Origin of the sequence: [Clostridium] scindens (assembly GCF_019597925.1) — a bacterium.
Classification (GTDB): Bacteria; Bacillota; Clostridia; order Lachnospirales; family Lachnospiraceae; genus Clostridium_AP.
The window spans coordinates 2347487-2362189 of record NZ_CP080442.1; the positions used below are offsets into that span (position 1 = coordinate 2347487).

Annotated in this window: 16 protein-coding genes and 1 other annotated feature; all 16 genes read right to left on the reverse strand. The window is 49.1% G+C overall.

Features of this window, described 5'->3' with window-relative positions:
• Nucleotide 1 precedes the first annotated feature (1 nt).
• Nucleotides 2–448 (reverse strand): Mini-ribonuclease 3, encoded by a 447-nt coding sequence (locus tag K0036_RS11315; protein ID WP_004605176.1) that lies wholly within the window; start codon nucleotides 446–448, stop codon nucleotides 2–4.
• Nucleotides 433–1839: a cysteine--tRNA ligase gene (cysS, locus tag K0036_RS11320; RefSeq protein WP_220429760.1), complete on the reverse strand. Its 1407-nt coding sequence runs from the start codon at nucleotides 1837–1839 to the stop codon at nucleotides 433–435. The genes K0036_RS11315 and cysS overlap by 16 nt, the downstream gene beginning before the upstream one ends.
• Nucleotides 1826–2539 (reverse strand): serine O-acetyltransferase EpsC, encoded by a 714-nt coding sequence (epsC, locus tag K0036_RS11325; protein ID WP_025643213.1) that lies wholly within the window; start codon nucleotides 2537–2539, stop codon nucleotides 1826–1828. The genes cysS and epsC overlap by 14 nt, the downstream gene beginning before the upstream one ends.
• A 66-nt stretch (nucleotides 2540–2605) precedes the next feature.
• Nucleotides 2606–2843: a binding site (T-box leader), on the reverse strand.
• 79 nt (nucleotides 2844–2922) lie between these two features.
• A complete protein-coding gene (gene fba / locus K0036_RS11330; RefSeq protein WP_220429761.1) occupies nucleotides 2923–3858 on the reverse strand; it encodes a class II fructose-1,6-bisphosphate aldolase in 936 nt (311 codons plus the stop codon).
• A gap of 25 nt (nucleotides 3859–3883) precedes the next feature.
• Entirely contained in the window at nucleotides 3884–5113 is a 1230-nt protein-coding gene (locus tag K0036_RS11335) for a 6-phosphofructokinase (protein WP_220431303.1), read from the reverse strand.
• A 9-nt stretch (nucleotides 5114–5122) separates the two neighbouring features.
• Nucleotides 5123–5551 (reverse strand): ribose 5-phosphate isomerase B, encoded by a 429-nt coding sequence (rpiB, locus tag K0036_RS11340; RefSeq protein ID WP_025643210.1) that lies wholly within the window; start codon nucleotides 5549–5551, stop codon nucleotides 5123–5125.
• Between the two features lie 103 nt (nucleotides 5552–5654).
• The gene (locus K0036_RS11345; protein ID WP_025643209.1) at nucleotides 5655–6383 is read right to left on the reverse strand and encodes a FadR/GntR family transcriptional regulator; all 729 of its coding nucleotides are present in this window, start codon (nucleotides 6381–6383) and stop codon (nucleotides 5655–5657) included.
• A 106-nt stretch (nucleotides 6384–6489) separates the two neighbouring features.
• The gene (locus K0036_RS11350) at nucleotides 6490–7248 is read right to left on the reverse strand and encodes an SDR family NAD(P)-dependent oxidoreductase (protein ID WP_025643208.1); all 759 of its coding nucleotides are present in this window, start codon (nucleotides 7246–7248) and stop codon (nucleotides 6490–6492) included.
• A gap of 28 nt (nucleotides 7249–7276) precedes the next feature.
• On the reverse strand, nucleotides 7277–8212 hold the full coding sequence (locus tag K0036_RS11355; RefSeq protein ID WP_220429762.1) for a transketolase family protein: 936 nt from the start codon (nucleotides 8210–8212) through the stop codon (nucleotides 7277–7279).
• Nucleotides 8213–8240: 28 nt separating this feature from the next.
• Entirely contained in the window at nucleotides 8241–9089 is an 849-nt protein-coding gene (locus K0036_RS11360; RefSeq protein WP_025643206.1) for a transketolase, read from the reverse strand.
• Nucleotides 9090–9107: 18 nt separating this feature from the next.
• The gene (locus tag K0036_RS11365; RefSeq protein ID WP_025643205.1) at nucleotides 9108–10391 is read right to left on the reverse strand and encodes a TRAP transporter large permease; all 1284 of its coding nucleotides are present in this window, start codon (nucleotides 10389–10391) and stop codon (nucleotides 9108–9110) included.
• Nucleotides 10391–10870, reverse strand: coding sequence for a TRAP transporter small permease (locus tag K0036_RS11370; protein ID WP_025643204.1), 480 nt, complete (start codon nucleotides 10868–10870; stop codon nucleotides 10391–10393). Before K0036_RS11370 ends, K0036_RS11365 begins: the two co-directional genes overlap by 1 nt.
• A gap of 16 nt (nucleotides 10871–10886) precedes the next feature.
• The gene (locus tag K0036_RS11375; RefSeq protein ID WP_025643203.1) at nucleotides 10887–11927 is read right to left on the reverse strand and encodes a DctP family TRAP transporter solute-binding subunit; all 1041 of its coding nucleotides are present in this window, start codon (nucleotides 11925–11927) and stop codon (nucleotides 10887–10889) included.
• 223 nt (nucleotides 11928–12150) lie between these two features.
• Nucleotides 12151–13260 (reverse strand): sensor histidine kinase, encoded by a 1110-nt coding sequence (locus tag K0036_RS11380; RefSeq protein WP_220429763.1) that lies wholly within the window; start codon nucleotides 13258–13260, stop codon nucleotides 12151–12153.
• 1 nt (nucleotide 13261) lies between these two features.
• Nucleotides 13262–13909 carry a response regulator transcription factor gene (locus K0036_RS11385; protein WP_220429764.1) on the reverse strand — a complete coding sequence of 216 codons (648 nt, stop codon included), beginning with the start codon at nucleotides 13907–13909 and terminating at the stop codon, nucleotides 13262–13264.
• Between the two features lie 5 nt (nucleotides 13910–13914).
• On the reverse strand, nucleotides 13915–14529 hold the full coding sequence (locus K0036_RS11390) for a hypothetical protein (RefSeq protein ID WP_220429765.1): 615 nt from the start codon (nucleotides 14527–14529) through the stop codon (nucleotides 13915–13917).
• Nucleotides 14530–14703 lie beyond the last annotated feature (174 nt).

A 14703-nucleotide genomic window follows, 5' to 3' on the forward strand; every position in this document is an offset into this window, starting at 1 on the left:
CTTATATACATTCATCCATGCTCTCTAATCCTATTTTAACCAGTTCCAGCATTCTTTTCCACTCTTTTTTCAAATATAGGTAACCCATCAACGCCTCAAAGCCGGTAGCCCTCCGGTAATCAGTGATGGACTGGTTCTTAGCCGGCGACACGCTCTTGGCATTTCTTCCCCTTTTAAAGACCGCATGCTCCTCCTCCGTCAGATGCTCCTGAATGGCGCGCATCATCTTAGACTGGGCGGATGCCTGAACCCTCATGCTGGTCTCCTTATGAAGTTTCTGGACCTGCCGGTTGCCTTCATTGACTACCAGCGACTTGATGATCAGGTCATAGATGCTATCCCCGATATACGCTAAAGTAAGAGGTGAATATTCCTTAATATCCACCTCTTTCATCTGGAACAGTTCCTGCATATAAGTGTCAAACTCCCACTTTACGCTTTTTTCCATTTTACCCCTTCTCTTGTGTCTTCCAGCACAATGCCTTTTGCCAGCAGTTCATCCCGGATCGCGTCTGCCCTTACAAAATCTTTTGCCTTGCGGGCTGCCTGACGCTCTTCGATCATCTTCTCGATATCCTCGGCCAGCATCTCTTCCTTCTTATCCACGATCAATCCCAGCACGTCCGTCAGCTTCACCAGAAGATCGAAGAGGTTCTGAAGGAACTCCTTGGACTTATCGGCATCCGCCGTCGTATTGATATATTTTACCAGGTCGAACACGGACGCGATGGCATCTGCCGTGTTAAAATCATCATCCATTGCCCGTTCAAATTCCTGCACATATTCCGACGTCTTCGCAAATGCCGCTTCTTCTTCCTGCGTCATAGACTCCGACTTGGCATTTCCAAGCAGGAACTTCAGGTTGTCAGCAGCATTGACGATCCGCTCCAGTCCGCTCTTGGAAGCTTCCATCAGATCCGCGCTGAAATTCAGCGGGCTTCTGTAGTGGGCGCTCAGCATGAAGAATCTCAGGATCTGAAGATCATACTGCTGGCTGATCTCCCGCACGGTGCGGAAGTTGCCCAGTGATTTGCTCATCTTGCGGTTGTCTATATTCAGGAATGCGTTGTGCATCCAGTATTTTGCGAATTCCTTGCCATTAGCAGCCTCGCTCTGGGCGATCTCGTTTTCATGGTGAGGGAATACCAGATCTTCCCCGCCTGCGTGGATATCAATCTGCTCGCCAAGATATTTCTTGGACATCTCCGAGCACTCGATGTGCCATCCCGGACGGCCATCGCTCCATGGAGACTCCCATGCAGGCTCCCCTTCCTTCTTTGGCTTCCACAAAACGAAGTCCAATGGATCTTCTTTTTCATCCTCGCCTGTTACCAGAAGGGAACGCTCTCCGGAACGCAGGTCATCCAGATTCTTGTGGGACAGTTTGCCATATTCTTCAAATTTCCTGGTGCGATAGTATACGGTGCCGTTCTTCTCATAAGCATATCCTTTGTCAATCAGGGTCTGGATCATGTCAACCATGCCGCAGATCTCTTCCGTAGCCAGAGGATTCTTGGTGGCCGGCTTAATATTCATGCCATCCATATCCTTCTTGCATTCCGCAATATAACGCTTGGAAATCTCGTCGGAAGATACCCCTTCTTCAATCGCCCTTTTGATAATCTTGTCATCGACATCCGTAAAGTTGGAAACATAATTCACATCGTAGCCTTTGTATTCAAAATATCTCCTCACCGTATCAAATACGATCATAGGCCTTGCATTTCCGATGTGGATGAAGTTATATACGGTAGGCCCGCATACATACATCTTTACCTTTCCTTCCTCCAAAGGCACGAATTCTTCCTTCTGCTTGGACAGCGTGTTATACAGCTTCATATCTACTTTCTTCCTCCTTGTCTAATACTTCTATATTTTCCTCTTTCATGCACTTCATACGTCTTTCCATCTCCTGAAGCCTGGTGTGCAGCCTGAGATTGTCTGCCTGCAGTTCCCGGATGTCATTGCTGATCGGGTCCGGAAGATGGATCTGATCCATGTCAAGCCTTGGGATCTTCTGATCACCCATCTTCACGATTCTTCCCGGGACTCCCACCACCGTGCAGTTGGGCGGAACCTCTTTGAGCACGACGCTTCCTGCGCCGATCTTCGAATTTTCCCCAATGGTAAAGGATCCCAGGACTTTGGCTCCCGCGCTTACCATTACATTGTCCTTAAGAGTCGGGTGGCGCTTCCCCTGTTCCTTTCCCGTTCCACCAAGGGTGACGCCCTGGTACAAGGTGACATTGTCCCCTAGTTCTGCGGTCTCGCCGATGATCACGCCGCTTCCGTGGTCGATAAAAAGGCCTCTTCCGATGGTCGCGCCCGGATGGATCTCAATTCCGGTCTTCCTCACCGCCCGCTGGGACACCCAGCGCGCCAGGAAATAATGCTTTTTCAAATACAACTTGTGAGCCACCCTGTAACGCAGGATAGCCTTGAAGCTGGGATACAGGAACACTTCCATATTCGACTTGATGGCCGGATCCCGTTCCCGGATCACCTGAATCTCTTCCTTGATGTAGGATATCATGCCCATAAAATCCTCTCCTTCTAATCATAGGGAACTTTGTCCCCCATTGCATAAAAAAACTCCGTCTCTTTTGCAAGAGACGGAGTATATCCGCGGTTCCACTCTTATAGAGGACATCCGTGCACAAAATATCCTCCACCTTGGTACACGTAACGTGTGTAATCCCGTACCTGGCTACTTGCCGCATGCGTTCGCCAAATCGACTCCCGGATGCACTTCACAGATACTTCCCTTAAAACTGCTTTCAGCCGGTGACAGTTTCTCTCTTTCAGTTCCATAGCCTGCTACTCTTTCCGTTCAGCGTCTTTTTTCTGTATAGGATATATAATATGTGAAAATGTATTATTTGTCAACACAATTTTCTCAAGACGCGTTTCCTCTATCTTTTTCTATGCTTTGTAGTCGCTTCCCAGCACATTCCTGATCTTATGCTCAACCAGTTCCTTCACATTGGCCCTTCCGACTTTCAGATATTCTCTTGGGTCAAATGCTGCTGGCTTCTGCGCAAGCACCTGGCGGACGCCTGCGGTCATAGCAAGCCTTAAGTCGGAGTCGATGTTGATCTTGCAGACGGCAGACTTGGCAGCGCGGCGCAGCATATCTTCCGGGATTCCGATAGCATCTGCCAGTTCTCCCCCATTTTCCTGAATAATCTTAACGCATTCCTGAGAGACGCTGGATGCTCCATGAAGCACGATTGGGAAATCTGGAATCTTGCGGCTAATCTCCTCCAGGATATCAAAGCGCAGCTGCGGCTTCTGTCCTGGCTTGAATTTAAATGCGCCATGGCTGGTTCCGATCGCGATGGCCAAAGAATCCACGCCCGTACGCTCCACGAACTCCTGCACTTCGTCCGGATGCGTGTACATGGCGTCTGACGCATCCACCTTTACATCGTCTTCCACGCCTGCCAGTTTCCCCAGCTCGCCCTCTACCACGACGCCTTTTTCATGGGCGTATTCCACTACCTGCCTGGTAATCTCTACGTTTTTCTCGAAGTCGTACTGGGAGCCGTCAATCATAACTGAGGTAAACCCGCCATCAATACAAGCCTTGCATGTCTCAAAATCCGGGCCGTGATCCAGGTGCAGCACCATCGGTATATCATGTTCCATTAAGGCCGCCTCTACCAGCTTGACCAGATAAGTATGGTTGGCATATGCGCGCGCGCCTTTTGATACCTGGAGGATGACCGGAGAACGAAGTTCTCCCGCTGCCTCTGTGATTCCCTGCACGATTTCCATGTTATTGACGTTGAAGGCGCCGATCGCGTAGCCTCCTTCGTAAGCCTTCTGAAACATTTCCTTGGTTGTTACTAATCCCATAATTCATTCTCCTTTTTCTCGAAATCTATGATCTGCGGCAGACGAAGAGCGGTAGCCCGTCTTCATCCTCTGTTGCCTGTACGTTTCCTTTTACCAGCGGCCTTGCATACTCCTGGAACTCCTGGCTAAGGTCAGAGCCGTCTTGCGTGATCCACGCAAGAGGCACAGTCTTTTCTTTGTTACAGATATCATCCACATCTTCCAGCCCGCAGTCGATGCGATAAGGCGCATTTGCCGCGCGCACGAAAGATATCATCTTGCCTGTCTCCCCTTTTAATGCCGCGCGTACGCCATATCTTCCCGCCATGACCGCCTCCTGGCGATCCGTGTCTGACATCATGGACACAGAGCAGCGCTGGCTGACATTCAGTTCTACGGATCTGGCTTTTACGCCAAGCCTTCCCCTTACCAGACGCTCCAGATATTTGCCGCAGCCGGCCAGCATCTTATGTCCAAAACTGTCCGTGCCTGCCTCGCTGTCGTATTCGCAGATAAACACGCCTTCCTGATCCCGGATGCCTTCTGATACGCAGACTACCACGGCTTTCGAAACCTCAAAGCATGCTTTTAAGCGCTCCAGGAATGCCTCCTGATCAAAAGCAACTTCCGGAAGATAGATCAAAAGAGGATTGTCTCCTTCATACTTTCTTGCCAGTACTGCGGCAGCCGTCAGCCAGCCTGCGTGACGCCCCATGATCTCCACAATCGTCACGGACTTCGTCTCATATACGCTGGCATCCGTGGCAATCTCCCGAACGGTAGAAGCTACATATTTCGCAGCGCTCCCAAATCCCGGCGTATGGTCTGTAAGCACAAGATCGTTGTCTATAGTCTTGGGTTCGCCGAGAATGGCTATGCTGCTTCCTATCTTCTTTCCATATCGGGATAACTTGCTTACCGTGTCCATGGAATCATTTCCTCCTATATACAGGATATATCCGATTCCTAGTTCTTCAAACTTTTCAAATAATTTCTGATACACCGGATCTTCCAGATCCTCCGGCAGCTTATAGCGGCAGGAGCCTAAGTAAGCGCCCGGGGTTGTCAGAAGCCCGTCTAAGCGTTCCCCTGGCAGTTCTTTTTCAAAATCCAGTACCTTTCCTTCCAGGAATCCTTCAATTCCATTCACCATTCCATAGATTCCCGCAATCTCATCCCTATGGCATCGCGCCTGCGCAACCACGCCGTACAGGCTGCTGTTGATGACAGCGGTAGGGCCTCCGGACTGCCCTGCCAGTAATCCTTTTTTTCTCATGATCATTTCCTACCCTTCTATCAATTCAATCCTTCTCCTGTGCCGTTCATCCCCCGAAAAATCCGTATGGAGGAATGTATCGGCGATCTTTACCGCCAGCCCTGGTCCCACCACGCGTGCTCCGAGAGCAAGTATATTGGCATCATTATGCTCTCTTGTTGCCTGTGCGCTGAAACAGTCTGCGCAAAGCGCCGCACGGATTCCCGCAATCCGGTTGGCCGCGATGGAAATCCCGATTCCAGTGCCGCAGATCAGGATTCCTTTTTCACATGCTCCATCCTTCACCGCTTCCGCCACTTTTCTCGCATACACTGGATAATCAACGGATTCCCGGCTATAACAGCCATAATCCGTATATTCTATATTCTGTTCTTCAAGATAACGGAGAATCTCCTGCTTCAGGTCATATCCGCCGTGATCGCATCCGACTGCTATCATAATTTACACCTCGTTTTCCATTTAAAAAAGGACTGCCGCAGAATTCTATTCTTTCGCAGCAGTCCTGCCAATCAACAACAGGCTGTATGAGAAGCGTAGCGATTTAATCTTCTCTGTTGGCAAATGGGATTTCAGAAAAATAAGTTTTTCTTACAGCCATGTTAAGATTGTCCGTAACTTTATTCTCAATCATCTCGTAGATCTTCTGGTGCGCCTCGTATAACTCCTGTCCCCTTCCCGTCTTGATCATCGTCTCAACGGTGGTGAAACGCATGGAATACGTCAGGACCCGCACCACCTGGTTGATTTTATTTACCAGGGGGTTCTTCCCTATATTACATATGGCATCATGGAATTCGTTGTCAGCCCAGAAGGCATTCTCCACATTTTCAGAGCCTGCTTCAATGGCAGTCTTCATATGTCCCAGTTTTTCCTTAAGAGACTTCAGTTCCTCTTCCTGGACCTTTGCCATGGCAAGCTGGAGTACGCCTACCTCGATCATTTCACGAAGCTCCATGAGATTCTCGTAAGAATCCTCTTTATCCAATATAATGCCATAAATCATGGGGTCGATCATGCTCTCGGAAAATCCTTCGCAGACAAACGTGCCTTCCGCTCTCCTTATTTCCAGCACTCCCAGATACACCAGGATCTTAATGGCCTCCCGTATGGAATTTCTCCCAACGCCCATGTTCTCAGCCATCTCCGCCTCTGTCGGGATCTTGTCTCCCGGGCGAAGTTCTCTGTTGATCATGGCGTCTGTCAGCGCATTGATCACCTGCTGCACTACTGATTCACTGCTTACTTTTTTCAAATAACTGATGGTTTGCATTCTCGTCACCCCTTCATTCTTCGTTGCCTTATCCTACAACCAACATACTACCATAAAACTCAAGCTTTGTCTATTATTTGTCAGGCATAAGGTGGGGTGTTTTTCATTAATCCATGTGAGATCCGCCGTTGATGTCGATTTCTTCTCCTGTAATGTAGGATGCTTCCTTGGATGCCAGGAATACGATCGCGTTCGCAACTTCCTGTGTCTCTCCCGGGCGTCCCATCGGGATTCCGTCAATGATCTTGTCAGCGTCTTCCTTTGGAAGGGATTTCCAGATCTCTGTATTGATCAGGCCAGGGCAAACGCTGTTGATCGTAATTCCCTCTGCCGAGATCTCTCTGGAAAGATTCTTGGAGAATGCCAGCACTGCTGCCTTAGATGCGGAATAGTGCGCGCCTCCGAATACGCCGCCCCCTCTTTTTCCAGATACGGAGGACAAGTTAACGATTCTTCCGTATTTCTGCTGACGCATGACCTTCATGCATTTCTGCGTACACAGGAACAGCCCGAACATATTTACTTCAAAGATTTTCTTCATATCCGCAAGCGTCATATCTTCCACCGTTACCTTCTGGGAGATCCCTGCGTTATTGACCAGCACATCAATGCGTCCGTATTCTTTCATAACGTCGTCTACCATCTTCTGAACGGATGCCTCATCCGTCACGTTTACCGTTACGCCGAAAGCTTCGCCGCCCAGTTCTTTAATCTCCTTAACCGTGTCCTGCACGCCCGCTTCATTCATGTCTGCAATGACAACCGCTGCCTTCTGCTTTGCGAACGTCTTGGCAATCGTCTTTCCAATTCCCTTTGGGGATCCGCTTCCTGTTACAATTACTACCTGACCATCAAAATCCAACATCTTTTTATTCCTCCTGCTATTTCCCTATTTATTTTACTAATTCTTTTGCTGTTGCTACAATATTTTCTACGGTGATACCATTGATTGCCAGCAGTCTCTCATATGGCGCGGACTGCCCGAACTGATCCTGGATGCCGATACGCTTAACGACGCATCTTCCTGTCTCGGCAGCCACTTCGCTGACCGCGCTTCCAAGTCCATTCATAACATTATGATCTTCCACGGTTATGATTCTGCCGGTCTCGTTGACGCATTCTAAGGCTGCTTCATTATCCAGAGGCTTGATGGTATGCATATCAAGCAATTTTACGGATATGCCTTCTGCTTCCAGAAGTTCTGCTGCCTTGATCGCGATGGAGACGGTGTCTCCGTTTGCTATGATGGATACGTCTTTTCCTTCTTTGAGCTTGTTGGCCTTTCCAATCTTGAATTCTGCATCTTCTGGATAGATCACCGGAATTGCATCCCTCGTAAACCGAAGATATACCGGTCCTTCATATTCTGCGGCTTCCTTTACCAACTTCTTTGCGGAGTTATAGTCCGCAGGCATCAGCACGGTCATATTCGGAATCGTCCTCAAAACGCCCATATCCTCAATGCTCTGGTGGCTGGCGCCATCGTTTGCAGGTGTCACGCCGCCATGCGAGCAGGCGATCTTTACATTCAGCTTTGGATAGCAGACCTCCTGGCGGATCATTTCGCACATGCGCAGGGAGCCGAATACCGCATAGGTTACGATAAACGGGACTTTTCCGCATGTTGCAAGGCCTGCTGCCACGCCGGCCGCGTTCTGCTCCGCAATTCCCACATTCAGATACTGCTCCGGAAGCTGCTTGCGAAATTCTCCTGTCTTGCAGGACTTTCCGATGTCTACGTCTACTACATAAATATCGTTATCCAATTTTCCAAGTTTTACGATCTCCTCGCCAAAACCATCTCTGGTTGCTTTCTTAACTTCACTCATCTTATTCTCCTCCATCCGCTTTTACTGATTATCTGGCTTCCAATTTTTTCAACTGTTCATCCAGTTCTTTCATTGCCTGCTCATACTGCTCATCGTCAGGCGCAACACCGTGCCATCCACACTGGTTTTCCATAAAAGATACGCCTTTTCCTTTTACCGTATTGGCAAAGATGCATTTGGGCTTTCCATTCTTTCTCATGCGGATGCGATCCAGCGTATCCACGATCTGCTTCATGTCATGGCCGTCAATCTCGTATGTATCAAAGCCAAATGCCGCAAACTTCTCGCCCAGATTAATGTTCGGCATTACCTCGTCCGTCGTTCCGTCCAGCTGCAGGTTGTTGTTGTCGACGAATACCACCAGATTATCCAGTTCGTACTTGTGCGCAGTCTGGGCTGCCTCCCAGATCTCGCCTTCCTGGCACTCGCCGTCTCCTACCACGACGAATACTCTGTAATCCTTTTTATCCTTCTTGGCTGCGATTCCCATTCCTACGCCGCAGGCAAGGCCCTGTCCCAAGGATCCGGTGGAGATGTCGATTCCAGGACATTTCTTCATATCCGGATGCCCCTGGAGAATGGAACCTTCCTGGCGAAGCGTATCCAGCACGGACTCATCAAAGAATCCCAGCGTGGCAAGCGCTGCATACTGGACCGGGCATACATGCCCTTTGGATAATACGAACCGGTCCCGGTCCTCCCATTTTGGATTCTTAGGGTCAATATCCATCTCACGGAAATACAATGCGGTCACAAAGTCTGCCGCTGAGAGGGATCCGCCGGGGTGTCCGGATTTGGCCTTATGTATCATGGTGATTACTTTTTTTCTTAACTCAATACTCTGTTTTTCCAGTTCTTCCACACTTACATTTCTCATAATCTTTCTTGCTCCTTCTTAAATAAATAGTAGTGAAATCTTAGGTATATAGGTTACCAGCAGCAATACGATCAATGCTGCAAGAATCAAAGAGACCACTGCCTTTGATATCTGCTTCAGGTTGACATTTCCTACCCCGCAGGCTACGTAGAGGTTGACGCCTACCGGCGGCGTAAAGAGTCCGATTGCCAGGTTTACGATCATGACAACGCCTAAATGGATCAGATCTATGCCCAAAGCCTGAGCGACCGGTACGAACAGCGGCGTAAAAATATACAGCGCCGATGTTGAGTCCAGGAAGCATCCTGCGATCAATAGGATGATGTTAACAATAATAAAGAAGATAATTACGCTTCCGCCCGTGGCATTTTCAAGCGCCGAGCTGATCGTCACGTCGAGTCTTGCCCTTGTAAGCACATAGGCAAACAGGCTGGCTGCCATCGTAATAAACATGACGGTCGCCGTGGTTGATGTAGTGTCCATCAGAATCGCGTAGAACTCTTTGAAGCGAATCTTCTTATAAATAAAGACTCCTACGAAAAGCCCATATACAACGGATACTGCCGCTGCCTCGGTCGGGGTAAAGATTCCGCCATATATGCCGCCCAGGATGATAACCGGCATCATCAGGCCCCAGAACGCATCCTTAAACGCTGCCCAGCGTTCTTTTTTGCTGGCTTTTGGAAGCGTCTTTAGATCCGATTTTCTGCCTACCACCAACGCTACGATCATCAAGCCGATTCCCATAATAATTCCGGGAAGGAGTCCTGCGATAAATAAGTCTCCGATGGAAGTATCGGCTATAGAGCCGTATACGACAAAGGTAATGGACGGAGGAATGATAACTCCTATGGCTCCTGCCGCTGCCATCAGCGCTGCCGAGAACGCCGGCTTGTAACCGGACTTGATCATTGCCGGTACGATAATGACTCCAAGGGCCGCCACGGTAGCCGGGCCAGATCCGGAGATCGCCGCAAAGAAGCAGGCAACGATCACGCACACGATGGCCAGTCCGCCTCTGATGTGTCCTACGCAGGCCTCCGCCAGCTTGATCAATTTCTCTGAGATTCCAGCCTTCTCCATAATGTTTCCTGCCAGAATGAAGAAGGGAATCGCAAGTAATACAAACTTGCTGGTGGATGCAGATACGATCATCGGCAGGCTGCTCATCACCGTCTCAAGCGGCCGTCCGGCTCCCTGCGCGATCATTGCCGCCACGCTTGATATTCCGAGGCATACCGCGATAGGCGCGCCTATCAGAAGCAGTATGGCAAATGTTATAAATAGAATTGCTGCTACCACTATTCACGTTCCTCCTTTTCTGGATTTCTTCTAATTTCTTCTATCAGTACCTGGATAAACCGTACCGTAGCAAAGAATGCCCCGATGGGGACAAAGGATCCGAAAATCCATTCCGGCCACTGCATGCCCGCCGTAACCTGTCCAAGCATTCTCTGATTCATCACCATGCGGATCCCGTAGTAAAAGATGGCTCCGGTAAATAGCACAGCCGCCACGTAGCCGATGATCCGCAGTATCTTCTCTGCCTTCGGGCCAACAGCATCCGTCACGATGCTCAGTCCCAGGTGCGCCCGGCGCTTTGCCGCGATGGCGGTTCCAAGCATGCTCAGAAGGACGAACAGGTAAGTCGTAATCTCTTCTGAGAAGGAGAAGGACGCACTGAACAGATATCGGGCTATAACATTGGCAAATGTAAGGATTGCCATGACAACCAGGCATACCGCCGCCAGTATTTCTTCTATCTTGTCAAATATCTTCATAGCAACTTCCTCCTTCCTATTCCTCTTCAATGTCAAAAGCCTCGCAGGCTTTCTCGCCGTATTTCTTAATAAACTCCTGCTTCATGCCGCTTATCGACTCTTTGAAGGCATCCAGTTCTTCCTCTGTCAGTTCTGTCACGTTCATTCCTTCTGCCTCAAACTCTTTTACAATATCCGCCTCTTCGGCCTCCAGCGTGTCTCTTCCCCACTCGCAGGCTTCCCTTGCCTTTTCCTGAAGCATCTTTCTCGTCTTTGGCTCCAGGGATTCCCAGATCTCGGTATTGGCCACGAACAGGTCGTTCTCGTATGTATAATTCCACAATGTAAGATAATCCTGTACCTCATCCATCTTCGCCGATTCCGTAATGCAGATGCCGTTCTCCTGCCCGTCTATCGTGCCTTGCTGGATGGCTGTGAACACTTCGCTCCAGCTCATAGCCACGGGATCCGCCCCCAGCGTCTTGAAGAACTTCATATATACCTCGCTGCCTGGCACTCTGATCTTCAGCCTTTTGACATCTTCCGGCGTCTTCACTTCCCGCTTGCTATTCGTGATCTGACGGAAGCCGTTGTGGAAGGAGCCCAGATATGTAATGCCTTTCTTTTCCAGGCGCTCTGCGTAATACTCTCCACCAGTCCCGTCGATGGTCTCTCTTGCATCCTGGTAATCCTCGAATATCCATGGAATCGTAGCTACCGACAGCTGCTCGTCAATGACTGCCATAACGCAGGTCGCATAAGCAGCCAGATCTACGCCTCCTCCCGCGATCATCTCAATTCCTTTCGTAGAGTTTCCTCCCGCAAGCTGGTCATTGGGATAAACGGCGATCGTAACATTTCCATCCGTCTCTTCTTCAACCAGTTCCGCAAACTTGTCTGCCACTCTGGCATCAATCTGGATATCCGTTCCGTTTACAGCCATTACCAGTTCAATCTTCTGGTAACTGTCATCTTTTTTCTCATTTGCCGCCTTATCCGATGAACTTTTGCCGCATCCGGTCAGCGTACTGATGATTACGGCCCCAGCAATCAGCAAACTCAATGCCCTAACCTTCATAAAAGCCTCCTTTTTTCTCTTCACCCAACATCCTACGTTGGTTGTTATTTGGTAGTTAAAGACTAACATCCTACGTTTGAAAAGTCAACCTTATTTTGTATTTTCGACCAAACACACAATTTTGCAAGTGTTTTTTCTGTCGTTATGCACAAAAAAAATCCTCATCCGGATAAACATGATTTATGTCTATCCGAATGAGAATCTGCTATTTTGCTATGCGGGCTCATAATATAATCCGGGCCGTGGTTCCTTCTTCTCTGGATGATTCATATACCAGCCGCCATCCATGTACCGCCGCGATCTCCTGACACAGGCGGATACCGTAGCCATGCCTGCCTTTGCGCTTACCGGGCATCTTAAGGTTCTTGTTGACTGCCTTTAATTCCTTTTCCCCGATATACGCTCCGTTATTCCAGATGCTGATGGATCCTTTATTCAGGATAACCTTCACTTCGTCTCCCGCGTGAATGGCATTGGAGAGCAGGTTTTCAAAAAGGCATTCGATCAGTACCGGGTCGCCCCATAGGCGGCCTGTCCTTCCCGTAATCTTTACCTGCGGGTATTTCGTCCTTAGTTTATCCGCCAGGCACATCAAATCGACGTTTTCCATGCTTACCGTGCCTTCTGCCAGATTTCCCATGATCAGAAGTTTTTCTACCACATCTTCCAGATTCTTCGCGCTTTCTACGATCTGGCCAGCAGCATAGAATCGTTCTTCCTCCGTGATATTGGCCATCATGATGTATTCCGCATATCCCCGGATGCCGGTAAGGGGCGTGCGAAGTTCATGGGCTGCCTGGCTGACGGGACGGTTGATCCTTAACATGGTAGCGTAGAGCAGCAGGCCCGCCATAGCGGAGAAAAGAATTCCTATGCCCGCAAACGCCAGCAGCCGCTCGTTCTGCATCCGGTACATAGATTCCAGGCTTTCCATGTATAGGACCTCCACAGATTCTCCTTCTATCATCATCCTGTCCGCAATTACCAAAAACTTGCCTCCCTTGTGCTCTACGATCTGCGAATGGTCCCTTAATTCAAGGCCCTCTGGCACATGCTTGGCCATGCGAATCCCATCTATGGTGATATTCATATAGATTCCTGAGTTTCGGTATTTTTTGGCAGCATAGTCAATATTCATGGACATCTGTTCTTTATCTTCGCTATAGAATCCCTCCACCAGGTAGGCTGCGCTTTTCTCTCCTTTCCATGCCCGCTTGCTCCACTGCTCCAGCTCATGATTCCACATATAGCCTTCCAGAAAAAGAAGGCCGCCAAAGATTACTGCCAGAAGCAGGAAATAAATGGCCAGAAAATTCTTTTTCCATAACTGCATCTTATATCTCCAATCGATATCCATATTTAAAAATTGTCTTGATAGATTCTTCCATTCCCAGTTTCTGCCTCAGCCTGCGTATATGTACATCAACAGTGCGTTCTTCCCCCTCATAGTCCATCCCCCAGGCCAGATCCAGAAGGCGGCTTCTGGACAGCGCGATATTCTTATTCTCCAGCAGCGTCTTCAATAGTCCATATTCCTGGCTGGCTAGTTCCACTATGGCTCCATTCCTCTTGACAATGCCGCTTTTCAGATCAATCTCCGTGTCACCGATTCGGTAGAGCGTCTGTTCCTTGTGATTTCTTCGCAGAACTACCTGGATCCTGGCAATCAGTTCTTCCAGGGCAAATGGCTTGACGATATAGTCTTCCGCGCCGCCCATCAGCCCTTTTACCCGGTTTGACACTTCGCCTTTGGCTGTCACGCATATGACGGGGATACCGTCAAACTGCTTCATCAGCGAAAGGCCGTCCGCATCCGGAAGGCCAATATCCAGAAGAATCAGATCTGGCCGATTCTCCTGCGCCGCTTTAAGGGCTTCCCGGCCGGAAAAAGCCGTAAGCCCTGTGTGTCCCGACATTGCGAGAGTCCTGCGTATCAATTCATTGATCTTTCTGTCATCTTCTACAATCAATATAACTGCCATGTCTTTTATCCTTTTGGATGGTCTGAAGTTTCATATGCCTTTTCGCCGATCTGGACCAGCTGGTCTGCCGTCAGATTGGATACTGCTGCCTGTCCGGGATCGATTCCGAACGTGCTGCACGCTTCTTCGATGACTTCTTTCGCTTCCCCGAATGCATACAAGTCGTCAATATAGACTTCCAGGCATTCCAGCGCCAGAGATTCCTCAGGTTTCTTTTTATCATCTACGTTCTTTTCAAGCAGCGGCTTATCGCCCATATTTTTTAAGAGCCAAAGGGCTTCCTCATAATTCCGCATCTCTCTGGTTACGTCTTTTATCAATACCGTCTCGTAATCCAACTGATACTTCTGGCATACCTGTCTTGCGATCTCTTGATCCTCCGTTACATCCTTATACAGGGAATCCTCTGATATGCCCCATGCAGACTCCGCTATCTCCTGCTCGTCCTGCATTTCTTTTTCGGCCTCGCTATTTGCGGCCTTCACCACATTTCTTTCAGCCACGTTCCTTGACCACGCGGCACCGAAAAAGAAGGCTGCAGTCATGCAGATCACCATGCCGGCCGCGATGATCACCACCTTGCTCCTTCTCCATATCTCCTTCATTCTTGCTTTCATCATCTCTTCCCCTTTCTACCGATTATACAGGCAACGGCTTAAGTCGTCAAAGCCTGTTCTTTCTTTACGCTCTTATTCTAGCCAGAAGATGTTTCCAACTTATTACGGGAGATAAGGAAAATCAAGAAAATGCAGATGGGGATGCAGCGCTTAAAAACGCCGCATCCCCATCCAGAT